Genomic DNA, 25,450 nt, shown 5'->3' with positions numbered 1-25,450 from the left:
CGCGGCCGGCCGGGGACAACCGGCCGACCGCTGCGAGACCTGGCGAGAAGGTCCTCAGACGCCGAGCAGCGACACCGCCTTGGTGTTCAGGTAGGCCTCGAGCGCCTCGGGGCCGCCTTCCGACCCGTAGCCCGAATCCTTGACGCCACCGAAAGGCATCTCGGCGGACGGCGTGGCCGGCTGGTTGATCCAGAGCATCCCGACCTCGACGCGCTGCGCGAGCAGATGGGCGTTCTTGATCGACTTGGTGAAGGCATAACCGGCCAGGCCGAAGGGCAGCCGGTTGGCTTCCGCGATGGCGTCCTCGAGCGTGTCGAAGCCGCGAATCGCCGCGATCGGCCCGAAGGGCTCATCGTTGAAGACCGAGGCGTCCAGCGGCACGTCCGCCAGGATGGTGGGCGCGAAGAAGTTGCCCGCCGTCCCGACGCGCTCCCCGCCGGTGGCGATCTTGGCGCCGCGCTCTCGCGCCTCGGCGACGATCTTGGACATCGCGACGACGCGCCGCTCGTTCGCCAGGGGCCCGAGCGTCGTGCCTTCGGCGAGGCCGTCGCCGAGCTTGAGTCCCTGCGCGTGCTTGACCATCGCGGCGGTGAACTCGTCCTTCAGGCTGTTGTGGACCAGGAAGCGCGTCGGCGAGATGCAGACCTGTCCCGCGTTGCGGAACTTCGCGCCGCCGGCGGCCTTGACCGCCAGCGCGACATCGGCGTCCTCCGCCACGATCACCGGCGCATGACCGCCCAGTTCCATCGTCACCCGCTTCATGTGGGCGCCGGCCAGCGCCGCCAGCTGCTTGCCCACCGGTGTCGATCCGGTGAAGGTGACCTTGCGGATGACCGGGTGGGGAATGAGGTAGCTGGAGATCTCGGCCGGATCGCCGAAGACCAGCCCGACGGTGCCAGGCGGCACGCCGGCGTCGACGAAGGTCTGCAGCAGCGCCGCCGGGGATGCCGGCGTCTCCTCGGGCGCCTTCACGAGGAAGGAGCATCCAGTGGCCAGGGCCGCGCCAAGCTTGCGCACGATCTGGTTGACCGGGAAGTTCCACGGCGTGAAGGCGGCCACCGGCCCGACCGGTTCCTTCAGCACCAGCTGCTGTGCCGCCAGGTTGCGCGACGGCACGATGCGTCCATAGACGCGGCGGCCTTCGTCGGCGAACCACTCGATGATGTCGGCACCGGCGAGCACCTCGACCTTGGCCTCGGCCACCGGCTTGCCTTGCTCCTGGGTCAGCAGCCGGGCGATGTCGGCCGCGCGTTCGCGCAGCAGCGCGGCGGCGCGGCGCATGGTGGCGGCGCGCTCGTGCGCGGACACCTGGCGCCAGGCCTCGAAGCCCTTGCGGGCGGCTTCGAGCGCGCGGTCCAGGTCGACCTGGCCGGCATGGGCGACCTTGCCGATGACGGCACCGGTGGCCGGGTTGCGCACGTCGATGGTCTTGCCGCCGGCCGCATCGACCCATTCGTTGGCGATCAGCAGGCGGACATCGGGATAGGAAGGCGTCGTCATGGCGGGTCCTCGTGGCATCGCCCACGGGGCCGAAGCGGACGCGACGGCGGCGGGCGGGGGTGAACGATGGCGGCGACTCTACCCGCTCCCGCCGCGCCGCTGGGCGAGGCGCGGGGAGTCCGACGCCGTGCCGGCCCATTGCACGCCATGCGCCCAAACGGGCGCCGGCGCGGGATCAATCAGGCCGCTTGAGCACCTTCACCGCCCTCGCCCGCTCCTGCAGCGCGGCTTCGATGCGCCCCATGTCCACGCGCTCGCTGAACTGCCGCTGCTGCGGCGTCAGCTCGGTCCGGCGCTTGACGACGATGGCCCGCGCCTCCGGCGAGAGCGCCGCGTGGACGGCGTTGCTCGCCTGGCCCCAGCACCGGGCCTGCTCGAGCAGGCGCGGCGTCGGCAGCGTCGGCCCGACGCCCAGCAGCCCGGCGGTGGAGCTGAGGATCATCTGCCCCACGGCGGTGGCGACCTGGTCGCTGCGCAGCGACTCGGCGATGCAGAAGACGATCAGCGACTGCAGCCGGAACAGCTCCTCCCCGTTCGCCTGCGGCAGCCGCCGCACCGCGGCGTCGAGCCCGCTGGCGGTCGGCTGCATCTGGTCCAGCGTGCTGGCGTAGCGCTCGAAGCGGCGGCCGTCGATGTCGGCCACGTAGAGGTCCTTCTCCTGCAGCGTCAGCCGTACGCCGGGCGCGTTGCCGGTCTTGTCGTCGCCGGGCTTGAGCAGCACCTGGAACTGCCCGTGGCCGGGCCGGCAGATGCGGTAGAAGCCGTTGTCGAAGCGGATCAGGTGGGTTTCCTCGGTGGTCGCGTCGCGCAGCGTCGCGATCTGCCGGGCCCAGTCCGCGTTGATTCGCAGCAGGTGCATGGGGTGTCTCCCTTTCGAAGCAGACCGCAGGCTAGCCGCGCCCCCGGGCGGAGCCAGTGACCAAAGTCCGGTGCCGCGCGGCCGGGCCGGGCAAGCCGATTGCCCTGCGGGCGGCACCTGCGCTGATGAATGGATCGGGATGACGGTGTCGACCGGATGGCTGTCGCGGCTTCTCGCGACATGGATGTTGGGCCTGCTGACGGCGGCGTCGACGGCCTGGGCGCAGGAGGCGCCGAGCGCGCCCGTCGATCCCGACAAGGTGCTGGAGGCCGCGCGCAAGGACCTGGCCCAGCTGCAGCGGCAGCAGGACAAGGGGCTGGACGACGAGGCCGACCTGCAGGAATTGCGCAAGCAGGCGCTGTCGGTGCAGTCGCGCGCCGAGGAGGCGTCGGCGGCGCTGGAGCCGCGGCTCACCGACGCCCGCGCGCGGCTGGCCCAGCTGGGCGACGCGCCGGCGGGCGCGAAGGAGCCGCCCGAGCTTGCCGCGCAGCGCGCGCAGCTGGCGCGGGAGATCGCCGACACCGACGCGCAGGTCAAGCTCGCCAAGCTCACCGCCGTGGAGGCCGGCCAGGCGATCGCCGGCGCCGAGCAGAACCGCCGGATGCAGCTGGGCGCGCGGCTCGGAGAGCGCGTGCCCTCCCCGCTGCAATCGGGTTTCTGGACCGGACTGGCCCGCGAGGGGCCGGGCGACCTGGCGCGGGTGCGCGCGTTCTGGCAGTCGCTGGCCGATCTCTGGCGCGCCGTGCCGGCCCGGGGCTGGCTGGTGCTGGCGGGGGCGGCGGCCCTGGTGCTGCTCGTCACCCACGCGCTGCTGCGCCTGATCGCCCACCTGTGCGCGACCCGCGTGCCGCCGGGCCGGCTGCGGCGCTCGCTCTACGCGGTGAGCCTGGTGACGCTGCGCACGCTGCGACCCGGCCTGATCGTCCACGGCCTGATGCTGACGCTGGGCGCCACGGAGCCGGTGGCGCCGGTGCTGGCCGGCTGGCTGGACACGGTCGAGGCCATCGTCTGGTTCGGCGGCTTCGTCGCGGGCCTGGGCGCCGCCGCGCTGATGCCGCGCAAGCCCTCGTGGCGCCTGCTGCCCGCGCCGGATGAGACGGCCGCGCGGCTGGCCTGGTTCCCGCACACGCTGGCCGCCGCGGCGATGCTGGGCTGGTTGACCTCGCGGACCGCGGCGACGCTGGAGATCAGCCTGGCCTGGACCGGCGCCGCGCATGCGCTGGCGGCGCTGACCTTCGTGGCGGTGCTGGCCCTGGCGGCCAGGCAGTTGCCGCGACGCGACGCGCCCGGGGACACGCCGGGAGACGAGCCCGGAAAGGCGGCTGGAAAGAGCGCTGGGAAGACAGCCGGATCGAAGGACGCCGATGGCGCGCCCCGGTCGGCCGAGCCCGCCATCCGCCCGCTCTGGTTATCCGTGCTGCGCGCCGGCGTGTGGCTGCTGCTGACCGCCGCGGTGCTGGCGCTGCTGCTGGGCTTCGTGTCGCTGGCCGTGTTCGCGATGAACCAGTTCGTCTGGGCGCTCATCGTGCTCGGCGGCGCCTACCTGGCGAGCGCGCTGGTCGACGACCTCTTCATGACGCTGCTGGCACCCCTGCCCGCCGCGCCCAAGTCCGACGGCAAGCCCGCCGCGGCGCCCGACGAGGCCCCGGCGCCGCCGCGCACCCGCGAGCAGACCGCGCTGCTGCTCTCGGGCCTGTGCCGCATCGCGATCGCCTTCCTGGCGCTGCTGCTGCTCCTGGCGCCCTATGGCGAGGGCCCGCTGGACCTGGTGCGGCGGTCCGGCAAGGTGGCGGACGGCCTGGCGATCGGCGGCCTGACGCTGCGCCCGCTGGAACTGCTGCAGGGCCTGGCGGTGCTGCTGCTGGGCCTGGCCGCGGTGCGGGGGCTCAAGGGATGGCTGTCGACGCGCTACATGCCCACCACGCGGATGGACGCGGGCATGCGCTCGTCGGCGACGACGCTGTTCGGCTACATGGGCACGGTCCTGGCCATCGCCGCCTCGCTGACCGCGATGGAGTTCAGCCTGCAGAGCGTGGCCTGGGTGGCCAGCGCGCTGTCGGTGGGCATCGGCTTCGGCCTGCAGTCCATCGTGCAGAACTTCGTCTCCGGCCTGATCCTGCTGGCCGAGCGGCCGGTGAAGGTGGGCGACTGGGTCTCGCTCTCCGGCGTCGAGGGCGACATCCGCCGCATCAGCGTGCGATCGACGGAGATCCAGATGGGCGACCGCTCGACGGTCATCGTGCCGAACTCGGAGTTCATCACCAAGATCGTGCGCAACGTCACCTACGGCGAGTCGCTGGGCATGGTGCAGTTCAAGCTGCCGATGCCGCTGGCCACCGACATCGACCGGGTGAAGGCGCTGGTGCTGGCCTCGTTCGAGGCCCATCCCGGCGTGCTGGCGACGCCGGCGCCCAACGTCCAGCTCGACGGCGTGGACGGGACGAACCTGGTGCTCAACGCCTCGGGATTCGTGAACTCGCCGCGCGCCGCCTACGGCATCCGCAGCGACCTGCTCTTCGACGTGCTGGCCCGGCTGCGCGGCGAAGGCCTGCTGCCGGGCCAGCCCTCGCCCGCGGCCTGAGGCGCCGCGGCGCCAAGGCGCCGCCCGCTGCTTCTTGCCCCCTCTCCCGCTTGCGGGAGAGGGTTGGGGTGAGGGCCCGCCCGATCAGAACCGGTGCTGGATCCCCAGCCCGACGCTGGACTGCGAATCAGCGAAGCCGTTGTCATCGCGCGAGACGCTGACCACGCCGCCATCGCCGGACTTGGCGGTCGAAGCCACCGCGTACAGGCTGGTGCGCTTGGACAGTTCGTACTTGGCGCGCAGCGCGAAGAGGCGCGGATCGTCGGTGCCGCTGGCGCCGCTGGAGATGTTCTGGAAGTAGACGGCCGGCGTCAGGCTGATCGCCGGCGTGGCCTGCCAGGTCGCGCCCAGCCAGGTCATCGTGCTCTTGGCGTTGGCGCCGCCGGTGGCGAATTCCTTCTTGTAGACGCGCTGCGCCAGGAACAGTTTGACCGGCTTCCAGTCATAAGACACGCCCCAATGCAGCGCCTTCTCCTTGTCGTAGCGGCCGTTGGCCGCGATGGTGGCGCCATTGCGCTGGTCCACCACCAGCGCCGCCGCGAACGGTCCCGCCGTGTAGCCGCCCGCCAGCGAGAAGAAGCGCCCCGCCGAATCCGAACCGGCCACCTCGCCCAGCGCATACGTCGCGCCGAGCTTCACCGGCCCGAAGGTCCCCTGGTACTTGATCAGGTTGGACACGCCGGTGACCATGCCGTCCTTGCGCGGCAGCGTCGCGATCTGGCCGCCGGAGGTGGCCCAGGAATAGAACGGCGCGTAGCCCATCGGGTCGAAGGGCAGCATGAAGTCGTAGGTCGTCGAGTACGAGCGGCCGACGATCACGCGCCCGAAGTCGCCGTCCAGCCCGACGTTGGCCTGGCGGCCCCAGAACGACGAGCCCGCCGCGCCGGTGTCCATGCCGACCTCGGCCTCGAGCTGGAACACGGCCTTGAGGCCGCCGCCCAGGTCCTCGCTGCCGCGCAGGCCCCAGCGCGAGGTGTTCATGCCGCCGGAGGTGACGCCGAAGCGGTGGTCGCCGGCCGCGTTCATGTGGTCGCGGTATTCCATCAGCACGTCGGCGATGCCGTAGACGGTGACGCTGCTCTGCGCGAAGGCGGCGGGCGCGGCGCACAGCGCCAGCAGGCCGGCGCTCAGGGCGTTCAATCGAAGGGTGCGGGTCGTTTTCAAGAGGTCTCCTCGTTGTCGTTGATGGGGATCGGGAAAGGCAAGGTGGCGGCGGGCGCTGGCTCGCTCAGCGCCGCAGGCCGAAACGGGTCGCGAGCTCGCCGTACTGGCGGTGCTGGCGGTCGATGAAGGCGCGCAGGGCCGGGCCCGTCAGCGCCAGCGGGAACAGCCCGTGTTGTGCGCGGAGTTCCTGGAAGGCCGGCGTGGCCATCAGCTGGTCGAAGCTGGCCGTCCAGGCCACGACCGCGCCGTCCGAGACCTGCGGGCCGACGTAGAAGCCGCGGATCGCGGGCCAGACGATGTCCACGCCCTGCTCCCGCGCCGTCGGCACGCCGGCCAGCGGCCCGGGCAGGCGCTGCTCGGCCAGCACCGCCAGCACCCGGAAGGGGCCGCCGGGCGCGAGCTTGTCGAAGACCTCGGACGCGTCGCCCATGTAGACCTGCACGTGCCCGCCCTTGAGCGCGGCGCTGGCCTCGCCGCCGCCCTCGAAGGCGACGAAGCGCATGGACTTGTGATCGACGCCCGCCGCCCCGGCCACGAGGGCGGACTTCACCCAGTCCTGGCTGCCGATGGTGCCGCCGGCGGCGAAGCTGATGCGTCCCGGGTCGGCCTTGAGCGCGGCCAGCAGTTCCGGGAGCGTCTTCCAGGGCGCCTGGCGTCCCACCAGCACCACGCCGTAGTCGATGCCGACGGCGGCGACCCAGCGCACGTCGTCGATGCTGCGCTTGCCGAAGCGGCCGTTGGAGAGGTTGAGCAGTGAGCCGCTGGAGAAGGCGACCAGGGTCTGCGGTTCCGCGGGGCGGCGGGTGACGATCTGGTCGAAGGCGATCGCGCCGACGCCGCCCGGCAGGTAGGTGATGCGCATCGGCGTCTTCGTCAGCCCGGCCTGCTGGAACGCCGCCTGGGCGAGCTTGCAGCTCTGGTCGAAGCCGCCGCCGGGCTTGGCCGGGGCGATGCATTCCGGCGCGGCGTCGCCCACCGGCAACGCGGGCGGCGCGGCATGAGCCGCCGGCGCCATCAGGCCGGTCCCGGCCGCCAGGGCGGCGGCCATCAGCAGCGCGCCCGCCCAACGCCGGCCCGCCTGCAACATCGGGGTCGATCGCATCTTGTCTCCTGCGGTGATCTGGGTCGCCGTCGGCCGCCGGGCTCGCGGGAATCGCGAATCACCGGCAGGCTCGCGCGGTCGCCCGCCACCTGCTTGCAGCGGACTCTAGGAAAGCGGCGCTTTCAGCCGGCTTTCAGCGGTTCAGGAATTTCCGATGCCGGCGGCAGCGGAAGCCGCAGCGTCACGGTGGTCCCGCGCTCCAGGCCGTCGGCGTCCAGACGCGCGGCGCTGACGTCCATGTCGCCCAGATGCCGCCGGGCGATTGCCCGCACGATCGCCAGGCCCAGGCCCGAGCCCGGCAGGTCGACGTTGCTGCCGCGGAAGAAGCGCTCGCCGGCGCGCGGCCGCTCGTCGGCGGGAATGCCGGGGCCGTCGTCGACGACGCGGATCACCGCCATCGGGCCCGCGATGCCGACCTGCAGCGTCACCTGCCCGCCGCGCGGCGTGTAGCGCAGCGCGTTGTGCAGCAGGTTCAGCAGCGCCTCCCGCAACTGGCCTTCGTGGCCGAGCACGACGATGTCAGCCTGGCCGCAGTCGAAACCCAGGTCGATGCCCTGCTCGCGGGCCAGCGGCCAGGACTCGCGCGCGCAGCGGTCGGCCAGGCGATCCAGCGCCAGCGGCGCCATCACCACCGGCGCGGTGTCGGCGCGGGCCAGCGCCAGCATCTGGTTGGTGCGGCGCACCGTGTCGTCGATCTGGCCCTTGAGCGCTTCCAGCGCCTCGGCGATGCGCGCCGGATCGTGCTCGCGCCGCGCGTAACCGACCATGGTGGCCAGCGTCGCCAGCGGCGTGCGCAGCTGGTGCGAGGCGTCGTCGACGAAACGCCGGCGGCCGTCGATCAGCTCCCGCTGCCGGGCCAGGTGGTGGTTGATCGCGCGCACCAGCGGCGCCGCGTCGGCGGGCACCTGGGTTTCGTCGACCGGCGACAGATCGTCGTCGGCCCGCGCCTCGACCTCGCGCCGCAGACGGTCCAGCGGGCGCAGCGCCCAGCCGATCACCAGCGCCAGCGTGCCGGCGACGACGGACACCGTCAGCAGGTCACGCCACATCGCCTGGATCAGCAGCGCGCGAGAGAACGCGTTGCGCGAGTTCGTGCTCTCCGCCACCTGGATGATCATGCGGCGGCCGGGCCGCTCCGGATCGAGCTCGCGCGCCCAGGCGCCGACGCGCACCGCCTCGCCGAAGTATTCGGCATCGATGAAGCGCGGCACGCCGCTCTTGAGCGGCTGCGCCGGCAACGGCAGCCCGGCGTTGCCGATCTCGACCAGGCCGTCCTCGGTGCTGACGCGGAAATACACCTGGCCGCTGGCGGTCAGCTCGAAGAACTCCAGCAGGCGATACGGCATCTCCACCGACAAGCCGCCGGTCTCGGTCGACACGTTGTTCTCGATCGCCTTGATGGCGCCGAGCAGCGAGCGGTCGTAGGCCGAGTTCGCGGCCTGCAGCGCGGTGCCCCAGGTCAGCGCCAGCTCGACGCCGACGGCGGCCAGCATGACGGGCAGCACCAGCGCCAGCAGCGTGCGACGGACGCTGAAGCGGTGCCAGCGGGCCGGCAGCGACGGCAGCAGCGGCATCAGGCGGGCGAGCCGGCGCACGCCCGACGCCGGCGCCGTCATGAGGCTTCCAGCACGTAGCCCAGGCCGCGCAGCGTGGTGATGCGCACCTTGCCGGATTCGATCCGGCGGCGCAGCCGGTGCACGAGCACCTCGACGGCCTCGGGCCGCACGTCCTGCTCGTCGGAGAACAGGCGCTCGAGGATCTCCTGCTTGGACATCGGTTCGCCGCTGTGCTGGATCAGCGTGCGCAGCACCGCGTGCTCGCGGGGGGACAGCGGCAGCGGTTCGCGGTCCAGCGTGAACAGCTTGGAGGCGGCGTCGTAGACCAGCGGCCCGCAGGCGAAGCGCGGCTGGTCGCGCCCGCGCGAGCGGCGGATCAGCGCAACGAGGCGGGCCTCGAGCTCCTGGATCTCGAAGGGCTTGGCGAGGAAGTCGTCGGCGCCTTCATGCAGCGTGCTGACGCGCTCCATCAGCGAGTCGCGCGCGGTCAGCACCAGCACCGGCACGCGGGAGTCGGCGTCGCGCAGGCGGGCCAGGACTTCGTGGCCGCCCAGTCCCGGCAGGCCGAGGTCCAGGATCATCGCGTCGTAGCGGGTCGCGCCGAGCTGGCCCAGCACGAGCCGCCCGTCGTCGACCCAGTCGACGACGAAATCGTTCTGCCCGAGCGCCTTCACCAGCCAGTCGGCCAGGGGCTTCTCGTCTTCGACCAGGAGGATCCGCATGGCGCGCGATGCTAGCGCGCGGACATGCGGTGACGGCTAGTGTCTTTCCACATGCCGACGGCGGCGGGCTGGCGCCCACGACAGTCGGCCAGGCTCGAATTGAAACCGAAGGAGGTCAGCCGTCGCCGGTCGGGGCGCTGCCCAACCGGTCGACGGCTGACTGATGGGGAAATGAATCGAGGGCCGATGGGCCTGCGCTCAGGCGAGGTCGCCGCGGGCGGCGTCGATCGTGGCGATCGCCTCGACGGTGTCGCCGTGGCGCACCAGCCAGCTGACCTTCTCCAGCTGGCGCAGTTCGGGGGCGCTGACCGGCAGGCGCTGCGCCATCAACTGGCGACGGGCGTCGCGCAGCAGGTGCATCGCGTTGTCCTGGTGGTCGCAGTAGAGCTCGACCTGCACCGCGCGCAGTTGCTGCTGGACCATCGCGCGTCGCTCCGATCGGCGCGCCATGTCGTCGGGATCGGTCGCGGCCTGGGCCGACGCCGCCGCGAAGGCGGCCACCATGGCGAGGATCGGGGTGGACTTGCTCATGTGCTTCTCCTGCGGTCCGGCGGGCTCCGCGCCGGTGGCGTCTTCTGCAAGGCGTCGCCGTGGGCCGCGGAGCGGGTCGGGCCGATTGCGTCAAACAACGTGTTGCCCTGGGACGTAAGGTGCGCCGGCCGGGTTAGGGAATGCTTAAGAAAACCCGCGATCACGCAAGTCGGCACAACGACTTGGCGTTGGACGCACCTGCCTTCACGCCATCTACACGTCGCCGTCACGCGCGGTCGCCGACCGCCGGTTTGTATGCCACTGTGTCCAGCCCCCGCCGCGACACGCGCCGCGCCAATTCGCCGCGGCGGTCACACACCGGTGATACATCGCCCCGATGCAATGCGGACCACGCAGCAGACGACGCTGCCTTCAAGCCTTCAAAGGAGTCCGCCATGTCCACGACCACCGATCACGTCCAGGTTCTCTACACCGCCCACACCCGCACCACCGGCGGCCGCGAGGGCCGCGGCCAGTCCGACGACGGCCGCCTCGACGTGCAGCTCGGCACGCCCGGATCGTCGCGCCCCGGCACCAACCCGGAACAGCTGTTCGGCGTCGGCTGGTCCGCCTGCTTCATCGGCGCGATGGGCCTGGCCGCCCAGGCGATGGGCGTGCGCCTGCCCGCGGAAACCGACGTCGAAGCCATCGTCGACCTCAACCGCGGCGCCGACGGCTACTTCCTGAGCGGCCGGCTGCGCATCCACGTGCCCGGCCTGCCGCGCAACCAGGCCTACGACCTCATCAAGCGCGCCCACGAGACCTGCCCCTACTCCAAGATGACGCGCGGCAACATGAACGTCGGCCTGGAACTGGTCTGAGCGCGACGCCGGGAAACCCGCCATGAAGCGCCTGGTCCTCGCCCTGCTCTTCCTGCTCGGCGGCATGGCCCACGAGGTCCGCCATCCGCTGAAGTGCACCGCCATCACCAGCGGCGGCGGCACGCGCAGGCGCCCCACTGGCGGCTCCTGAGCCGCCTCGCCCCCGGGCCTTCGACGCGCCACCCCGGCGCCGGCCCGGGGCGGGCCGCCGGTCCGCGCACGGCGCCCGGAGCCCGGCGCTCGGTATAGTGCCCGGCACCCCCACCAGCCGCGAGCGCCCCGGCCATGAGCCACGCCTCCTCCGGCCTGTCGATCCAGGCCTTCCACGATCCCCAGACCGGCACCGTCAGCTACGTGCTGACGGATCCCGCGACCCGGCAGGCCGCCATCGTCGACCCGGTGCTGGATTTCGACCTCAAGTCCGGCCGCACCGCCACCACGCAGGCCGATCGCCTGCTGGCGCATGTCGCCCAGGCCGGCCTCACCGTGCAGTGGATCCTCGAGACCCACGCCCATGCCGATCACCTCTCCGCCGCGCGCCACCTGCAGGCGCGTGTCGGCGGCCGCATCGCCATCGGCGAGCACATCCGCGAAGTGCAGGCGGTCTTCCGCAAGCTCTACAACCTGGAGCGCGACTTCCTGCCCGACGGCCGCCAGTTCGACCACCTGTTCCGTGACGGCGAGACCTTCCGCATCGGGAACCTGGAGGCCGAGGCGATCAGCGTCCCGGGCCACACGCCGGCCTGCGTCGCCTATCGCATCGGGGACGCCGTCTTCGTCGGCGACACGCTGTTCATGCCGGACGTCGGCACCGCGCGCGCCGATTTCCCCGGCGGCGATGCGGCGACGCTGTACCGCTCGATCCAGCGGCTGCTGGCGCTACCGCCGGCGACGCGGCTGTTCGTCTGCCACGACTATCCGCCCGAGGGCCGCGCGCCGGCGTGGGAAACGACGGTGGCGGAGCAGCGCCGCGCCAACCTGCATGTCCATGACGGCGTGAGCGAGGCGGCCTTCGTCGCGCTGCGCCAGGGCCGCGACGCGCGGCTCGAGGTGCCGACGCTGATCCTGCCGTCGATCCAGGTCAACATCCGCGCCGGCCACCTGCCGCCAGCCGAGGACAACGGCGTGCGCTACCTGAAGATCCCGCTGGACACGCTCGGCCGGCAGTGAGCCGGCAGGGAGCCGGCGGTGAGTTAGCAGTGAGGCGGTATTGAAGGATCAGTGCCCGCTGGCCGGCGTGGCTTCGGCCTCGCCGTCGTGTCCGGCCCGGATCGGGAACGGCGCGAACCAGGCCAGCACGATCGGCGGGATCGAGAACACCAGCACCCAGCCGAAGAAGCTCGCGTAGTGCTGGCCGACCCCGGCGAACAGCCAGCCGCTGACGCTGCCGGTGGCCCACTTGGTCATCGCCATCACGCCGGTGGCCATCGCGTAGTGGGTCATCTTGAAGGGCCCCGGCGCGATCTGCTGCATCATGTACAGCATGTGGCCGACGGAGCCCATGCCGAAGCCGAACTTCTCGATCGCGACCACGGCGCCGATCCACCACAGGTCGGTCGGCATCGCGTGGCTCAGGTAGTAATAGGTCAGGTGCGGCAGGTTGAGCGAGATCGCCAGCAGCAGGAAGGACCGCCGCAGCGTCATCTTCGCGGCGATGAAACCGCCCAGGAAGGCGCCCGCGATGAAGGCCACCGTCCCCGCCGTGCCGTAGATGTGCCCCAGCGCGCCGTTGTCCAGGCCGAGGCCGCCGGCGCTGCGCGGATCGAGCAGGAACAGCGGGCCGAACTTCTCGATGAAGCCCTCGCCGAAGCGATAGAAGAAGACCACCGCCAGCATCATCCAGATCGACGGCTTCTGGAACAGCGTGGCCCAGGACTGCCGCAGCGACAGCATCGCGGTGGCCAGGTCCTGGCCGTGGACCGCGGCCGGCGCGCCCGGCGGCAGCACCCGCAGGTGCCACAGGCCGAAGCCGCCCATCATCGCCGCCGCCCCCAGCATCACGGCCATCCAGCACTGCACCCAGGTCCAGTGCAGCGACGCGTGCAGCCAGCCGGTCAGCGACACCAGCAGCCCCGAGGCCACCACCGCGCCCAGGTTCCAGCACATGCCCTGCAGGCCGGCGTAACTGGCCTGCTCGCGGGGCGGCATGGTGGTCATGAACACGCCGTCGGCCACGATGTCTTGCGTCGCGGAGGCGAAACCGGTGATCCAGAAGAAGGCCAGCGAAGCGCGGAAGAAGCCGTCCAGCGGCAGGCAGAACGCGACCGCGCCCAGCGACGCCATCATCAGGAACTGCATCGTGATCACCCACCAGCGCTTGGTCCGGTAGGGTTCCAGCAAGGGCGACCACAGCGGCTTGAGCACCCAGGGCAGGTACATCTGCGAGGTGTAGAGCGCGATGTCCTCGTTGGACACGCCCAGGTTCTTGTAGAGGATCGCCGCCACCGCGCCGACCAGCACGTTCGGCAGTCCCATCGCCAGATAGAGCGACGGCACCCAGGTCAGCGGATGGCGGGCCGGCCGCGCGGGGGCCGCCGCGCCCGGATCGTCGCCCGGTGCCGCTTCCGCCAGGGCCGGCCCGGACGGCGTGCCGCCCCCGGTGATCCGGGAAAGATCTGCGCTCATCGACTTGTCTCCTTCTTGTGGGCGCGGAGCATACGACACCATGACAACGTTGTCAGCCCAGGGGAAGCGAGCATGCCTGTCCGCCACCCGGGCATCCGGCCTGCCCCGCCAGGGAAATTCCAGGCAATGTTTCCGGGAGATTCCCATGGCCTTGCTTCGCAATTTCCGGATCGGCAAGCGGTTGGCGCTGGCCTTTGCGACGGTCCTCGCCCTGCTCTGTTTCAGCGCCTGGTTCGGGACGCTGCAGATGGCCCGGATCAACGAGAACGTCCAGGACCTGAACGGCAACTGGCTGCCCAGCGTCACCCGGCTGGCCGCGATGCACGATGCCGCCAACCTCGCCCGCCGCCAGTCGCTGCGGGCCGCGCTGGTCACCGACGAAACCGCCCGCGCCGCCAGCGGCCGCGAGCGTGAAAGCGCGCTGCGCGCCTTCGACGAGGCCGCCAAGGCCTACGAAACCAGCATCACCGGCGAGACCGAACGCGCCCTCTACCAGGACATCCGGGCGGCCTGGACGGCCTACCTGGCGGCCGACGCCGAGCTGCTGCGCGCGGCCGCCGCCGGCGAGGCCGAGCACGCGAACGCCCGTCAACTGGCGACCGGACGCACCACGACGCTGTTCGTCGCCGTGTCAGCCGCGATCGCCAAGGACATCGACTTCAACCGCGCCGGCGGCGACCAGGCCGCCCGGGCCGCCGCCGAGTCCTACGACCATGGCCGGCTGATCACGCTGCTGGTCGTCGCCGCCGCGCTGGCCGTGGGCATCGCGCTGGCCTGGCAGGTGACGCGCTCCATCACCTCGCCGATCGCCGAGGCGGTCAAGGCCACCGAGGACGTGGCCGCCGGCGACCTGACCGTCGACATCCACGCCGAGGGCCGCGACGAACCGGCCGACCTCCTGCGGGCCATGGCGCGGATGGTCGGTCAGTTGGGGGCGCTGGTCGGCCAGGTGCGCGACAGCAGCGAGAGCATCGCCACCGGATCGCGCGAGATCGCCCAGGGCAATGCCGACCTGAGCACCCGCACCGAAAGCCAGGCCAGCAGCCTGCAGCAGACGGCCGCCTCGATGGAGCAGCTGACCAGTTCGGTGTCGCAGAGCGCGGCTTCTGCGGGCGAGGCCAGCCGCATGGCGGCGGATGCCTCCGGCGCGGCCAGCGAGGGTGGCCAGGCTGTCGGCGAGCTGGTCCGGACGATGCAGGGCATCAGCGATGCTTCGCGGCGCATCGAGGACATCATCGGCGTCATCGACTCGATTGCCTTCCAGACCAACATCCTGGCGCTGAATGCGGCGGTCGAGGCGGCCCGGGCCGGCGAGCAGGGGCGTGGCTTCGCCGTCGTCGCCTCCGAGGTGCGTGCGCTGGCGCAGCGCTCGGCCGGCGCCGCCCGCGAGATCAAGGGCCTGATCCAGGCCAGCGTCGACCGTGTCGACACGGGCGCCCGCCAGGCCGAGGGGGCCGGCGAGGTCATGCAGCGCGTGGTCGCCCAGGTCGGTCAGGTCGACACCTTGATCCGGGAGATTTCCGCGGCGACGCAGGAGCAGAACGGCGGCATCCAGCAGGTCGGCGGCGCCGTCTCCCACCTCGACCAGGTGACCCAGCAGAACGCCGCTTTGGTCGAGCAAAGCGCCGCCGCCGCCGAGAGCCTCAACGGCCAGGCCCAGCAACTGGCCAAGCTGGTCAGCCAATTCCGCCTCCGCACCGCCTGAGCCCTCCCCCGCCGTCCTCGGTCGCAAAACCGACGCAGTACGGTCGTGGTCGGGGACACCCTCCCCGATTACCTAAGTCACCACGCCCAACCGCCCCCACTGGCTATCCTTTCCTCCGGTCAAGAAGGACAGCCAAGATGCTCACGCCTCGTTCGGGACACCACGGATACATGCGCGCCGCTCGCCGCGGCGCCACAGAAACGCTGCTGGCGCTGGGCGCGCTCGGCCTGCTGGGGGGCTGCTCGTCGATCGACAAGCTCAATCCCTTCTCCAGCTCGCCCAAGCCCACCGAGGTGCGCGGCAGCATCCAAGCTTCGCCGCAGCTCAACCCGAGCGTCAACAAGCGCCCCTCCCCGCTGCTGGTGCGGGTGTATGAGCTGAAGTCGACCAACGCCTTCAATGCTGCCGATTTCATCAGCCTGTACCAGAAGGACCAGGCCGAGCTTGGCACCGAGATGGTCGCCCGCGAGGAAATGACCCTCCAGCCCGGCGAATCCCGGACCATCAACAAGAAGACGCTGTCGCCGGAGACCCGCTTCATCGCCGTCTTCGGCGCCTACCGCGACCTGGAGCATGCGCGCTGGCGCGCGGTGGTGCCGGTGATGGTCGGCAAGAAGCAGGACGTCCTCATCCAGGCCGACGAGCTGTCGGTCAGCGCCTCGGTCAAGCAGCCGTGAGCTGGCACAGCAAGGTCATCTGGTCGCAGGGCATGTTCCTGCTGCCCCACCATTTCCAGCAGGAAACCCGATATCTGGAGCACCTGGTCGACAGCCGCGCCCGCGCGCTGGCACCGCATGGCTGGGGCTTCACCGAACTGGTGCTGGACGAGGCGCTGCTGAGCGTCGGCCGGCTGGGCATCGTGCGCGCCAGCGGCATCCTGCCCGACGGCACGCCCTTCCAGATCCCGCAGGCGGACGCCGCGATGGCGCCGCTGGAGGTGCCTGCCGACCTCAAGGGCGACATGATCGTGCTGGCCGCGCCGATCGCGCGCCCGGGCACCGACCAGGTGGCCTTCAACGGCCACGATGCCGGCGAGCTGCACCGCTACCACGTCGTCGACCAGGACCTGCGCGACCAGACCAGCGCCGGCGACGAGCCCGAGCCCGTCCAGACCGGCGCGCTCACGCTGCGGCTGCTGCCGGCGCGCGAGCTCAACGACGCCTATGCCGCGCTGGGCGTGGCCCGCGTGGCCGAGCGCCGCGCCGACCAGCAGCTGGTGCTGGACCGCAGCTACATCCCGCCGCAGACCCGCATCGACGCCAGCGGCCACCTGTCCGCGATGGCCTCGCTGCTGCACGGGCTGGTGCGCCAGCGCGCGCAGCTGCTGTCCTCGCGCATGGGGCAACTGGGCAACGGCGTGTCCGAGCTGGCCGACTTCCTGATGCTGCAGGCGCTGAACCGCGCCGACCCGCTGTTCCGCCAGCATGCCGAGTCGCCGCATGTCCATCCGGAGCTGCTGCACCGCGACTGCCTGCAGCTGGCCGGCGATCTGGCCACCTTCGTGAGCGACACCCGCCTGGCGCCCGAATATCCGCTGTACCGCCACGACGACCTGCGCGGCAGTTTCGCGCCGCTGCTGGAGGACCTGCGCCGCATGCTCAGCGTGGTGCTGGAGCGCAACGCGCTGCAGATCGACCTGACCGAGCGCACCCACGGCGTGCGCACCGCCGTCGTGCCCGATGCCGACCTGCTGCGCAGCGCCAGCTTCGTCATCGCGGTCAACGCGCAGGTCTCGGCCGAGCAACTGCGCCAGCGCTTCCCGGCGCAATCCAAGCTGGGCCCGGTGGACCGCATCCGCGACCTGGTCAACCTGCAACTGCCCGGCATCGGCCTGCGCGCGCTGCCGGTGGCGCCGCGCCAGTTGCCGTTCCATGCGGGCTTCCATTATTTCGAGCTGGACCGCGGCGGCGAACTGTGGAAACAGCTCGAGCGCAGCGGCAGCCTGGCGCTGCACGTGGCCGGCGACTTCCCCGGACTGGAGCTTGAGCTCTGGGCCATCCGGCAATAGCCGCCCCGCGCGGCGGCATGCCGGGCCTGGTCCCCGCTCCTCAGCCCTTCCATCGACAAGACAAGCAACCTCCGGGAGCCGGCATGGACCCCTCCGCGCTCAACGATCCGTTCGCAGGCTTCGACGATCAGCGCACCTTCATCAAGCCCCGCCCCGGCGGTGCGCAGGCGCCGCGTGGCGCCTCGCCCGCGCCGGACTCGGTCCAGCCCGACGCCGGTCCGCCGGCCGCCGGGCTCAACCCGCTGCTGACGCTGGCCAACCCGCTGCTGCTGCTGGTGCCGCAGCTGCGCACCACGCGCCGCGTCGACGACGTGGCCGCGCTGCGCAACAACCTGGCCCAGGGCATCCGCGACTTTGCCGCGCGCGCCGCCGCCGCGGGCATCCCGCCCGAGCGCGTCATGGCCACCCGCTACGTGCTCTGCACGATGATCGACGAGGCCTGTGCCGACACCCCCTGGGGCGGCTCCGGCGTCTGGGCGCGGCACAGCCTGCTGTCGATGTTCCACAACGAGACCTGGGGCGGCGAGAAGGTCTTCCAACTGATGGCGCGCCTGGCCGAGAAGCCCGATGCCAACCGCGATCTGCTCGAGCTGATCTACGCCGCGCTGACACTGGGCTTCGCCGGCCGCTACCGCGTCATCGACAACGGCCCCGCGCAGCTGGAGGCGGTGCGTGACCGCCTGGCGCAGATCCTGAAGCAGCAGCGCGGCGACTATCCCGCCGCGCTGGCGCAGCACTGGCAGGTCGAGCCGACCGTGCAGCGTCGCCACATCGGCTGGCTGCCGCTGGCGGCGACCGCGGCGCTGACGGCGCTGCTGCTGGTGGGCGTGTACCTGACGCTGACGCTCTCGCTGGCGGATCGCTCCGATCCGGTGTTCGGCCAGATCCAGTCGCTGCGGCTCTCGCCGCCGGTGGTCGCGCCGCCGCCGCCGCCGGCCAAGCCGCGCCTGGCGCAGTTCCTGCAGTCCGACATCAAGGCCGGCCTGGTCGCGGTGCGCGACGAGGTCGACCGCAGCGTGGTCACGATCCGCGGCGACGGCCTGTTCGCGCCGGCCAGCGCGACCATCGTCCCGGAGCGCGAAGCGCTGATGGGCCGCATCGCCGACGCGCTGACGCAGGTCCAGGGCACGGTGCTGGTGACCGGCCACAGCGACAACACGCCGATCCGCACCGCCCGTTTCCCGTCCAACTGGCACCTGTCCGAGGAGCGCGCCAACACCGTGCGCGAGCTGCTGATCGCGCGCCGCGTCGCCCCCGAGCGCATCCGCGCCGAGGGCCGCGCCGAGGCCGAGCCGGTGGCGCCGAACGACACCCCGACCAACCGCGCGCTGAACCGGCGCGTCGAGGTCAGTCTGATGATCAATGGCCGCGCGCCCGACGCGCCGGCGCGCGGAGCTTCGCGATGAAACGCGTCCTGGGATGGATCTTCAACCGCTGGGTGCTGCTGGCGGTGCTGGTGCTGGCGGTCGCGCTGCTGATCTGGATCGTCGGCCCGCTGATCGCCGTCGGCGAGGCGCGTCCGCTGGACACCGCGCGCTCGCGCTGGATCACCATCGGCGTGCTGGTGCTGGTGGTGGCGCTGTGCATCGCCTGGAGCCGCTGGCGCGCCAAGCGCGGCAACACGGCCGTCGTCAACCAGTTGCTCCAGCAACCGGCCGCCGACACGACCGAGCGCGAGAGTGCCGACATGCTGGCCGTGCGGGAGCGCTTCCGGCAGGCGCTGCAGCTGCTGCAGCGCTCGCGCTTCGGCGCCGAGGGCTCGGCCGGCTTCGGCGCGAAGCTGCGCTCGCGCTTCGGCGGACGTTATCTCTATGAGCTGCCCTGGTACCTGATCATCGGCGCGCCGGGTTCCGGCAAGACGACCGCGCTGCGTCACAGCGGGCTGAACTTCCCGCTGGCCGACCAGATGGGCGACCACGCGATCCGCGGCGTCGGCGGCACGCGCCACTGCGACTGGTGGTTCACCGACCGCGCGGTGCTGATCGACACCGCCGGCCGCTTCACCACGCAGGACAGCGACCCGACCAACGACAAGGCGACCTGGAGCGGCTTCCTGCAGATGCTGCGGCGCTCGCGCCCGCGCCAGCCGATCAATGGCGCGCTGGTGACGGTGTCGGTGACCGACCTGCTGTCGCGCAGCCCGGCCGAGCGCGCCCAGCATGCCGCCACCGTGCGGGCCCGCGTGCAGGAGCTGCAGAAGGACCTGGACATCCGCTTCCCGGTCTATCTGCTGGTCACCAAGGCCGACCTGCTGTCCGGCTTCATGGACTACTTCGCCACGGTGGACAAGGACCAGCGCGCCGCGCCCTGGGGCTTCACCTTCCCGCGCAGCAGCGCCTCGCCGCTGGCGGGTTTCGGTGCCGAGTTCGACGCCCTGGAGCAGCGCCTGCAGGACGGCCTGATCGATCGCCTGCAGGCCGAGCGCGACCCGCAGCGCCGCGCCCGCATCTACGGTTTCCCGGCCCAGTTCGCGAGCCTGCGCGCGCTGCTGGCCGAGTACGCCGAGGGCGTCTTCGCGCCCTCCCCCTACGAGGCGCAGCCGCAGCTGCGCGGCATCTACTTCGTCAGCGGCACGCAGGAAGGCACGCCGATCGACCGCGTGCTGGGCTCGGTGGCGCGCAGCTACCAGATCGAGCATGCGGTGCTCGCGCCCAACCAGGCCAGCGGCCGCAGCTACTTCCTGAACCGCCTGCTGGGCGAGGTCGTCTTCGCCGAGGCCGGCCTGGGCGGCACGCACCGCGGCTGGGAGCGGCGGCGCAATGCGATGGCGCTGGCCGGCTATGCGGCCGTCGCGGTCGTCGGCGTGGGCCTGCTGACCGCGTGGACGGTCAGCTACTTCAACAACCGCAAGTACCTGCAGGAGACCAGCGCCCGCGCCGAGCAGGTCCGCGAGCTGCTGCAGGCCACGCCCAACCGCGCCTCGGCCGACCTGCTGCCGATCCTGCCGGCGCTGCAGGCCACGCGCGCGCTGGCGGCGGTCGAGGACGAGGTGCCGCTGTCCATGCGCATGGGCCTGTTCCAGGGCCGCAAGATCGACAGCGCGGCGCGCGCCGCCTACCAGCGCATGCTGGGCGACGCGGTGCTGCCGCGGCTGGTGCTGCGCATCGAGGAGCAACTGCGCCAGGGCGCCGCGACGCCGGTCACGCTGTACGAGGCGCTCAAGGCCTACGTGATGCTGCACGACCCGCAGCACTTCGACGCGCAGGCGCTCAAGCAGCACATCGAGGGCGACTGGGAAAGCACCCGCCGCGAGTTGACGCCTGACCAGCGCGCGGCGCTCGGCGCCCACCTGGATGCCTTGCTGTCGCAGGGGGGCATCGCCTCGCCGCTGCCGGAGGATGCGTCGCTGCTGACGGCGGTGCGCACGCAGCTGGCGACGCAGCCGCTGCCCCAGCGCATCTACAACCGGCTGCGCGCGCAGGGCCTGGGCACCGAGTACCCCGACTTCACCGTCGCGCGGGCCGGCGGCCACAACGCGCCGCTGCTGTTCACCCGCGCCAATGGCGCGCCGCTGACGCAGGGCGTGCCGGGCTTCTTCACCCGCGACGCCTACCTGCGCGGTTTCCAGCCGCGCGTCGGCCAGGTGACCGACGAGCTGGCCGCCGAGGAGCCCTGGGTGCTGGGCGTCGCCGCCGCGCCCAAGGATGCGCAGGCCATGGTGCGCGCCAACGCGCCGCTGGTGGACGACGTGCGCCGGCTCTACCTGAACGACTACGCCGCGGCCTGGGAGGCCTTCCTCAACAGCGTCAAGCTGCTGCCGATGGCGACGGTGCCGCAGTCGGTGGAGCGCTCGCGCATGCTGTCCGCGCCGGACAGCCCGCTGGGCCCGTTCCTCCGCGCGGCCTCGCGCGAGACCACGCTGGCCCAGCCGGGCAACGCGATCGAGAACGCCGAGCGCCGCGCCGCCGACCTGGTGCAGCAGACGCGCGAGCGCGTCGCCGGCATGTTCTCCGGCAAGCCCGGCCAGCCCGCGCAAGCCGATCCGAACGCGCCGCGCATCGAGAGCATCGTCGACGACCGCTTCGTCGGCCTGCGCAGCATGGTCACCGCGCCCCCGGGCGGCGGCAAGGCGCCTCTGGACGAGACGGTGGGCCTGATCGCCGAGGCCAACATCATGCTGACCGCGGCCGATTCCGCGCTCAAGGGCGGCAGCGCGCCGCCGCCCTCGCCGGTGCCCACGCGGCTGAAGGCCGCCGCCGCGATGAGCCCCGAGCCGCTGCGCACGATGCTGGACGACCTGGGCAGCAGCAGCGCCCGCGTGTCGCAGGGCGCGATGCGCCAGAACCTGGGCATGGAGGTGCGCTCGCAGGTCGGCGAGTTCTGCAACCAGGCCGTGGCCGGCCGTTATCCGCTGGACCGCAATTCCTCGCGCGACGCGACCCAGGCCGACTTCGCGATGCTGTTCGCGCCGGGCGGCAAGATCGACCAGCTCTTCCAGCAGAAGCTCGCGCCCTACGTCGACACGACGACGCGGCCGTGGAAGTTCCGCGCGGTCGAGGGCACGCCGCTGGGCGCCGACAGCGGCACGCTGCCGCAGTTCCAGCGCGCGCAGGCGATCAAGGAGACCTTCTTCCCGGGCAGCAACACGCCGTCGCTGCGGCTGGACTTCAAGCCGATCGAGATGGACACCTCGATCCAGCAGTTCATCCTGGACGTGGACGGCCAGATCGTGCGCTACAGCCACGGCCCGCAGATCCCGACCTCGGTGCAGTGGCCGGGGCCGCGCGGCAGCTCGCAGGTGCGGGTGCAGCTGAGCCCGGCCAGCACGAGCGGCTCGTCCGGCATGGTCAACGACGGCCCGTGGGCGCTGTTCCGCCTGTTCGACCGGGTCAAGATCGAGAAGACCGCCGCGCCCGAGCGATTCAAGGCCACCTTCGAGATCGAGGGCCGCAAGGCGGTCTTCGAGGTCACCGCCAGCAGCGTCCGCAACCCGTTCCGGCTGCCGGAGCTCAACGAGTTCCGCTGCCCCGGCGGGCTGTGAGGCGCACGAGGAGAGACCGACGATGAGCGCGTTGCCCGAAGCCCTGAACACGTCCGGCGACACCGTGCCGGGCTGGTACGGCAAGGTCGCCGCCCTGGGCGACTTCGCCCAGCGGCGGTTGCCGCAGCACTGCGTGCGCCACTGCGACGCCTGGCTGTCCGGGATGATGCAGGACCTGCCCAAGGTGCTGGGCGCCCGCTGGCTCGACACCTACCTGACGGCGCCGGTGCTGCGCTTCGCGTGGGCGCCGGGCGTGGTCGACATGAAGTGGTGGTTCGGCGTGCTGATGGCCAGTTGCGACAACGTGGGTCGCTATTTCCCGCTGGTGATCGCGCAGCCGCGCACCCAGCCGCCGATCGACCGCGCCGGGCTGGATCACCTGGACCGCTGGTACACGGTGCTGGCCAACGCGGCGATGCGCACGCTGGACGACACCGCCACGGTGGACTCGCTGGAGGCGGCGCTCGCGGCCGCCCCGCCCTGGCCGGCGAGCCACGCGGCGACGCTGCCCGCGCCGGAGAACGCGGTGCAGTGGGTCACCTACACCGCGCCGGCGAGCCTGCTGACCTCGGCGATGCCGATGCTGGCGGCCGGAGAGCTCATGGAGCGCCTGGCCGGCTGCACCGTGTGGTCGCCCAACCCCGAGCCTGGCCAGCAGATCGACATGCGCTGGGGGCCCGGCCTGCCCTACGTGGAAGCGTTCGCGGCGCTGCTGACGAAGAAGACCGGCTGATCAGGGTTTTCCCTGAATCGCGCGGCTCTTGAAGCGCGAGGCCCCAGTTCCTAAATCTGTGTCGACCCGCCATCCACCGATTCGGACGAGGAACTGAATCATGGCCAAGCCGCTCTCCGACACCCCCTCCCAGGCGCCGACCCGGCGCCCACCGCGCCCACTGCGCTCGACGCGGCTCGTGATGAGCCCGCCGCATCTCCAGGCCTACCTACTCGCGCGCGAGACGCTGCGACGCCTGAAGTGCTCATCGCGCCCCTGCTTCGCGCGCGAGCCCTCCCCCGCCGCGACGGCAACCACAACCAAGACCGCGTCCCGCCCTGACGGGCGATAGCGCCCGCCTTGCCGCGACGGCGCGAGCCCGCCGACCCAGCGCCTCGGGCCGACCTCGGGCCGAGCCTGGCCGCACGTCTCCAGTCGTCCGCACCACCGGTTCATCACGGGACGGCGCCTGCGCCATCCCTTTCATCACCCCATCGATTCATCGACCAGGAAAGGAGGTCTCTCATGTTCGATACCGTGTTCCACCGCCCTCAAGGCCTGCTGGAGCAGCTCACCCAGCTGCAGCAGGCGCTGTCGCGTTCGCGCGCACCGGACGGCCTGGCGGACAGCATCCGCTCGGCGACGGCGGGCGCCTTCCCGCCGATCAACGTGGGCCGCACCGAGCGCTCCATCGAGGTGTACGCCTTCGCCGCCGGCCTGGACGCGCAAGCCATCGACGTGACCGTCGAGCGCGGCGTGCTGCGCATCTCCGGCGAGCGCAAGCCCACCGCGCGCGACTCGTCCGACGGCGTGCAGCTCTACGCCGCGGAGCGCTGGCACGGCCGCTTCACCCGCGCCGTGGCGCTGCCCGACGATGCCGACACCGGCAGCGTGGACGCGCATTACCGCGACGGCGTGCTGCGCGTCACGGTGGGCTTGCGCGAAGCCGCCCGTCCGCAGCGCATCAACGTCCAGTGAACGACGACCTCACGAAGAAAGGAGCTGTCATGTCCACCCACACCCAACTGACCCGCGCCGATGGCGCCCGCGCGGAACTGGCCTCGACCGGGCAGAACGCGCCGGCCGGCAAGCCGGTCTCCGGTCCCCGCGCGGTCGCGGAACCCGCGGTCGAGATCTTCGAGGACGCCGGCGGCATCACGCTGCTGGCCGACATGCCGGGCGTGCCGCGGGAAGCGCTCGACGTCCGGCTCGACGGCGAGACGCTGGTGATCGAAGGCGAGGCCGCGGTCAGCGCGCCGGACGGCATGCGCCCGCTGTGGGCCGAAGTGAGCGTGCCGCGTTTCCGCCGCGCCTTCACCTTGAGCCGCGAGCTCGACATGGGCCGCATCGAGGCCGGCATGAAGGACGGCGTGCTGACGCTGCGGATCCCCAAGCAGGCGCATGCGCAGCCGCGGCGCATCGCCGTGTCCACGGGCTGAAGGCGCGACGCGCTCACCGCGCGGACGGGGCGTGCCCGGGCGCATGGGCGCCGGCCCCGTGCGCGCCCGTCGGATCGGGGATCTGATAGACCTGTCCACGGCGCCAGGCGTCCGCGCCGGCGTCAACGGGCGGCGCGGGGATGGCGCCGCGCTGCTCGCGCTTGTGCGCGCTGACGACGCCGAATCGCTGGTCGCGCGCGGCCACCATGGCCGCGTCCGCCTGGCCGTCCGCGGTGAAGCCCATCATCAGCTGCGGCACGCCCAAGGGCAGCGACTTGCCCTCATCGGTGTGCCAGGTGTGCCAGGTCTTCCCGTAGGTGCCGACCAGCCGTTCCATCAGCTGCCGCTCGGCCGCCTCGGGAATCCCGGGCGCGATCAGCTGGCCGGACTTCACCTCATGCACATGGCTGTGCCACAGGCGCTTCTCCGCCGCCGGCAAGGCCGCGAACTGCCGGCCGCTGATGATGTATTCCACGCCCATCAGCTTCGCGTCCTTGACGTTGCCGTCGTAGATGACGCATTGGATGAGTTCCTCGTTGAGGACGGCGCAGTAGTGATGCGCCTCCATCTGCGCCGTGGGCCGCCCGTTGTAGAAGTGGAAGCCATCGAGATAGGCGTTGAGCGCCTCGATCGGCGGCTTGTCCTGCAGGACGGCGGCGCCCGCTTCGAGGACCTTTGTGGTGGGCCGCGCCGGCGCGCCGGGCGACTGGACCGGCGATTCGGTCCGGTGGTCGCCGCAGGCGGCGAGCAGCAGCCCGGTCAGGGCCGCCGACAAGGCGGTGCGTGGCCTCATCGCCAACCTCGCGACTCAGGCACCGCGCGCGAAGTCCGCCAGGCCGGGCCGGACGCGATCGGCATCGTTGCGCGTGTCGCTCGGCAGGCCGAGTTCGGGGCGCTCCTGCTCACGCAGCGACTCAGCGACCGCCGCGCCTTCCAGCGGCGTCAGAGGCGCGGGCTCGCCGCTCTCCGACGAGGCGCGCGCGCTGCCTTCGGACCGCGTGCGGTCAGCCGCCGAGGAAGGGTCGGACAAGGGAGCGTCGGACAAGGAAGCGCCTGGTGAGGACGCGTCCGCGGAGGATGCCGGAAGCGGCGCCGAGGCCGGTGCGCCGTCTTGCGGCGCACGCAGGGAACGGAACAGGTGCGC

General features: G+C 71.8%; 22 protein-coding genes. 12 read left to right on the top strand and 10 right to left on the bottom strand.

Annotation, left to right across the window (positions count from 1 at the left end):
• Window positions 1-54 precede the first annotated feature (54 nt).
• Both FHT38_RS09475 and FHT38_RS09470 read right to left on the bottom strand, forming a co-directional pair.
• Entirely contained in the window at window positions 55-1,500 is a 1,446-nt protein-coding gene (locus FHT38_RS09475; RefSeq protein ID WP_091724503.1) for an NAD-dependent succinate-semialdehyde dehydrogenase, read from the bottom strand.
• Window positions 1,501-1,675: 175 nt separating this feature from the next.
• Window positions 1,676-2,359 carry a hypothetical protein gene (locus tag FHT38_RS09470; protein WP_091724502.1) on the bottom strand — a complete coding sequence of 228 codons (684 nt, stop codon included), beginning with the start codon at window positions 2,357-2,359 and terminating at the stop codon, window positions 1,676-1,678.
• Between the two features lie 184 nt (window positions 2,360-2,543).
• On the opposite strand from FHT38_RS09470, the gene FHT38_RS09465 reads away from it, so the two are divergent.
• Entirely contained in the window at window positions 2,544-4,940 is a 2,397-nt protein-coding gene (locus FHT38_RS09465) for a DUF3772 domain-containing protein (protein ID WP_255488640.1), read from the top strand.
• Between the two features lie 84 nt (window positions 4,941-5,024).
• Here the strand turns inward: FHT38_RS09465 and FHT38_RS09460 are convergent, their stop codons facing one another.
• The 5 genes from FHT38_RS09460 to FHT38_RS09440 form a co-directional block, all read right to left on the bottom strand.
• A complete protein-coding gene (locus tag FHT38_RS09460; RefSeq protein WP_183491469.1) occupies window positions 5,025-6,104 on the bottom strand; it encodes a porin in 1,080 nt (359 codons plus the stop codon).
• Window positions 6,105-6,168: 64 nt separating this feature from the next.
• Window positions 6,169-7,206 carry a tripartite tricarboxylate transporter substrate binding protein gene (locus FHT38_RS09455; RefSeq protein WP_175538253.1) on the bottom strand — a complete coding sequence of 346 codons (1,038 nt, stop codon included), beginning with the start codon at window positions 7,204-7,206 and terminating at the stop codon, window positions 6,169-6,171.
• Window positions 7,207-7,328: 122 nt separating this feature from the next.
• Window positions 7,329-8,822 (bottom strand): sensor histidine kinase, encoded by a 1,494-nt coding sequence (locus tag FHT38_RS09450; RefSeq protein ID WP_255488639.1) that lies wholly within the window; start codon window positions 8,820-8,822, stop codon window positions 7,329-7,331.
• Window positions 8,819-9,484 carry a response regulator gene (locus FHT38_RS09445; protein WP_091724499.1) on the bottom strand — a complete coding sequence of 222 codons (666 nt, stop codon included), beginning with the start codon at window positions 9,482-9,484 and terminating at the stop codon, window positions 8,819-8,821. Before FHT38_RS09445 ends, FHT38_RS09450 begins: the two co-directional genes overlap by 4 nt.
• Before the next feature lie 198 nt (window positions 9,485-9,682).
• Window positions 9,683-10,015, bottom strand: a complete 333-nt coding sequence (locus tag FHT38_RS09440; protein WP_091724497.1) for a hypothetical protein — start codon at window positions 10,013-10,015, stop codon at window positions 9,683-9,685.
• 395 nt (window positions 10,016-10,410) lie between these two features.
• Between FHT38_RS09440 and FHT38_RS09435 the strand changes: the two genes are divergently transcribed.
• The 3 genes from FHT38_RS09435 (at window position 10,411) to FHT38_RS09430 (ending at window position 12,006) form a co-directional block, all read left to right on the top strand.
• Window positions 10,411-10,836, top strand: a complete 426-nt coding sequence (locus FHT38_RS09435; protein WP_091724496.1) for an organic hydroperoxide resistance protein — start codon at window positions 10,411-10,413, stop codon at window positions 10,834-10,836.
• 22 nt (window positions 10,837-10,858) lie between these two features.
• Complete coding sequence (locus FHT38_RS25295; protein ID WP_255488638.1) at window positions 10,859-10,987, top strand: hypothetical protein; 129 nt, start codon at window positions 10,859-10,861, stop codon at window positions 10,985-10,987.
• A gap of 134 nt (window positions 10,988-11,121) precedes the next feature.
• Window positions 11,122-12,006: an MBL fold metallo-hydrolase gene (locus FHT38_RS09430; protein WP_183491467.1), complete on the top strand. Its 885-nt coding sequence runs from the start codon at window positions 11,122-11,124 to the stop codon at window positions 12,004-12,006.
• Between the two features lie 48 nt (window positions 12,007-12,054).
• On the opposite strand, the gene FHT38_RS09425 is transcribed toward FHT38_RS09430, so the two are convergent.
• Window positions 12,055-13,461: an MFS transporter gene (locus tag FHT38_RS09425; protein WP_175538251.1), complete on the bottom strand. Its 1,407-nt coding sequence runs from the start codon at window positions 13,459-13,461 to the stop codon at window positions 12,055-12,057.
• A gap of 145 nt (window positions 13,462-13,606) precedes the next feature.
• Between FHT38_RS09425 and FHT38_RS09420 the strand changes: the two genes are divergently transcribed.
• The 8 genes from FHT38_RS09420 (at window position 13,607) to FHT38_RS09385 (ending at window position 24,306) form a co-directional block, all read left to right on the top strand.
• Window positions 13,607-15,166 carry a methyl-accepting chemotaxis protein gene (locus FHT38_RS09420; RefSeq protein WP_183491466.1) on the top strand — a complete coding sequence of 520 codons (1,560 nt, stop codon included), beginning with the start codon at window positions 13,607-13,609 and terminating at the stop codon, window positions 15,164-15,166.
• A gap of 170 nt (window positions 15,167-15,336) precedes the next feature.
• Window positions 15,337-15,843, top strand: a complete 507-nt coding sequence (gene tssJ / locus FHT38_RS09415) for a type VI secretion system lipoprotein TssJ (RefSeq protein ID WP_183491464.1) — start codon at window positions 15,337-15,339, stop codon at window positions 15,841-15,843.
• Window positions 15,840-17,174, top strand: coding sequence for a type VI secretion system baseplate subunit TssK (tssK, locus tag FHT38_RS09410; protein WP_091724492.1), 1,335 nt, complete (start codon window positions 15,840-15,842; stop codon window positions 17,172-17,174). Before tssJ ends, tssK begins: the two co-directional genes overlap by 4 nt.
• 83 nt (window positions 17,175-17,257) lie before the next feature.
• A complete protein-coding gene (locus tag FHT38_RS09405) occupies window positions 17,258-18,580 on the top strand; it encodes a DotU family type VI secretion system protein (protein WP_183491462.1) in 1,323 nt (440 codons plus the stop codon).
• Window positions 18,577-22,155 carry a type VI secretion system membrane subunit TssM gene (tssM, locus tag FHT38_RS09400; protein ID WP_183491459.1) on the top strand — a complete coding sequence of 1,193 codons (3,579 nt, stop codon included), beginning with the start codon at window positions 18,577-18,579 and terminating at the stop codon, window positions 22,153-22,155. Before FHT38_RS09405 ends, tssM begins: the two co-directional genes overlap by 4 nt.
• Window positions 22,156-22,177: 22 nt before the next feature.
• A complete protein-coding gene (gene tagF, locus FHT38_RS09395) occupies window positions 22,178-22,888 on the top strand; it encodes a type VI secretion system-associated protein TagF (RefSeq protein ID WP_091724489.1) in 711 nt (236 codons plus the stop codon).
• 504 nt (window positions 22,889-23,392) lie between these two features.
• The gene (locus FHT38_RS09390) at window positions 23,393-23,845 is read left to right on the top strand and encodes an Hsp20/alpha crystallin family protein (RefSeq protein ID WP_091724487.1); all 453 of its coding nucleotides are present in this window, start codon (window positions 23,393-23,395) and stop codon (window positions 23,843-23,845) included.
• A 29-nt stretch (window positions 23,846-23,874) separates the two neighbouring features.
• Entirely contained in the window at window positions 23,875-24,306 is a 432-nt protein-coding gene (locus tag FHT38_RS09385) for an Hsp20/alpha crystallin family protein (RefSeq protein WP_183491457.1), read from the top strand.
• Window positions 24,307-24,319: 13 nt separating this feature from the next.
• Here the strand turns inward: FHT38_RS09385 and FHT38_RS09380 are convergent, their stop codons facing one another.
• Together FHT38_RS09380 and FHT38_RS09375 are read right to left on the bottom strand one after the other, a co-directional pair.
• Window positions 24,320-25,099: an OBAP family protein gene (locus FHT38_RS09380; protein WP_183491455.1), complete on the bottom strand. Its 780-nt coding sequence runs from the start codon at window positions 25,097-25,099 to the stop codon at window positions 24,320-24,322.
• 15 nt (window positions 25,100-25,114) lie between these two features.
• Window positions 25,115-25,336, bottom strand: a complete 222-nt coding sequence (locus tag FHT38_RS09375) for a hypothetical protein (protein ID WP_183479355.1) — start codon at window positions 25,334-25,336, stop codon at window positions 25,115-25,117.
• Between the last annotated feature and the right edge of the window lie 114 nt (window positions 25,337-25,450).

Origin of the sequence: Mitsuaria sp. BK041 (assembly GCF_014193085.1) — a bacterium.
In the GTDB taxonomy this organism is placed as follows: Bacteria; Pseudomonadota; Gammaproteobacteria; order Burkholderiales; family Burkholderiaceae_C; genus Roseateles.
This window is presented reverse-complemented; position numbering and strand designations above follow the sequence as displayed.

Excerpts from the sequence above, each read along its gene's own strand:
- FHT38_RS09475 (WP_091724503.1), bottom strand. The coding sequence starts at position 1,500 with ATGACGACGCCTTCCTATCCCGATGTCCGCCTGCTGATCGCCAACGAA.
- FHT38_RS09470 (WP_091724502.1), bottom strand. The coding sequence starts at position 2,359 with ATGCACCTGCTGCGAATCAACGCGGACTGGGCCCGGCAGATCGCGACG.
- FHT38_RS09465 (WP_255488640.1), top strand. The coding sequence starts at position 2,544 with ATGTTGGGCCTGCTGACGGCGGCGTCGACGGCCTGGGCGCAGGAGGCG.
- FHT38_RS09455 (WP_175538253.1), bottom strand. The coding sequence starts at position 7,206 with ATGCGATCGACCCCGATGTTGCAGGCGGGCCGGCGTTGGGCGGGCGCG.
- FHT38_RS09450 (WP_255488639.1), bottom strand. The coding sequence starts at position 8,822 with ATGACGGCGCCGGCGTCGGGCGTGCGCCGGCTCGCCCGCCTGATGCCG.
- FHT38_RS09445 (WP_091724499.1), bottom strand. The coding sequence starts at position 9,484 with ATGCGGATCCTCCTGGTCGAAGACGAGAAGCCCCTGGCCGACTGGCTG.
- FHT38_RS09440 (WP_091724497.1), bottom strand. The coding sequence starts at position 10,015 with ATGAGCAAGTCCACCCCGATCCTCGCCATGGTGGCCGCCTTCGCGGCG.
- FHT38_RS09435 (WP_091724496.1), top strand. The coding sequence starts at position 10,411 with ATGTCCACGACCACCGATCACGTCCAGGTTCTCTACACCGCCCACACC.
- FHT38_RS25295 (WP_255488638.1), top strand. The coding sequence starts at position 10,859 with ATGAAGCGCCTGGTCCTCGCCCTGCTCTTCCTGCTCGGCGGCATGGCC.
- FHT38_RS09430 (WP_183491467.1), top strand. The coding sequence starts at position 11,122 with ATGAGCCACGCCTCCTCCGGCCTGTCGATCCAGGCCTTCCACGATCCC.
- FHT38_RS09425 (WP_175538251.1), bottom strand. The coding sequence starts at position 13,461 with ATGAGCGCAGATCTTTCCCGGATCACCGGGGGCGGCACGCCGTCCGGG.
- FHT38_RS09420 (WP_183491466.1), top strand. The coding sequence starts at position 13,607 with ATGGCCTTGCTTCGCAATTTCCGGATCGGCAAGCGGTTGGCGCTGGCC.
- tssJ (WP_183491464.1), top strand. The coding sequence starts at position 15,337 with ATGCGCGCCGCTCGCCGCGGCGCCACAGAAACGCTGCTGGCGCTGGGC.
- FHT38_RS09405 (WP_183491462.1), top strand. The coding sequence starts at position 17,258 with ATGGACCCCTCCGCGCTCAACGATCCGTTCGCAGGCTTCGACGATCAG.
- tssM (WP_183491459.1), top strand. The coding sequence starts at position 18,577 with ATGAAACGCGTCCTGGGATGGATCTTCAACCGCTGGGTGCTGCTGGCG.
- tagF (WP_091724489.1), top strand. The coding sequence starts at position 22,178 with ATGAGCGCGTTGCCCGAAGCCCTGAACACGTCCGGCGACACCGTGCCG.
- FHT38_RS09390 (WP_091724487.1), top strand. The coding sequence starts at position 23,393 with ATGTTCGATACCGTGTTCCACCGCCCTCAAGGCCTGCTGGAGCAGCTC.
- FHT38_RS09385 (WP_183491457.1), top strand. The coding sequence starts at position 23,875 with ATGTCCACCCACACCCAACTGACCCGCGCCGATGGCGCCCGCGCGGAA.
- FHT38_RS09380 (WP_183491455.1), bottom strand. The coding sequence starts at position 25,099 with ATGAGGCCACGCACCGCCTTGTCGGCGGCCCTGACCGGGCTGCTGCTC.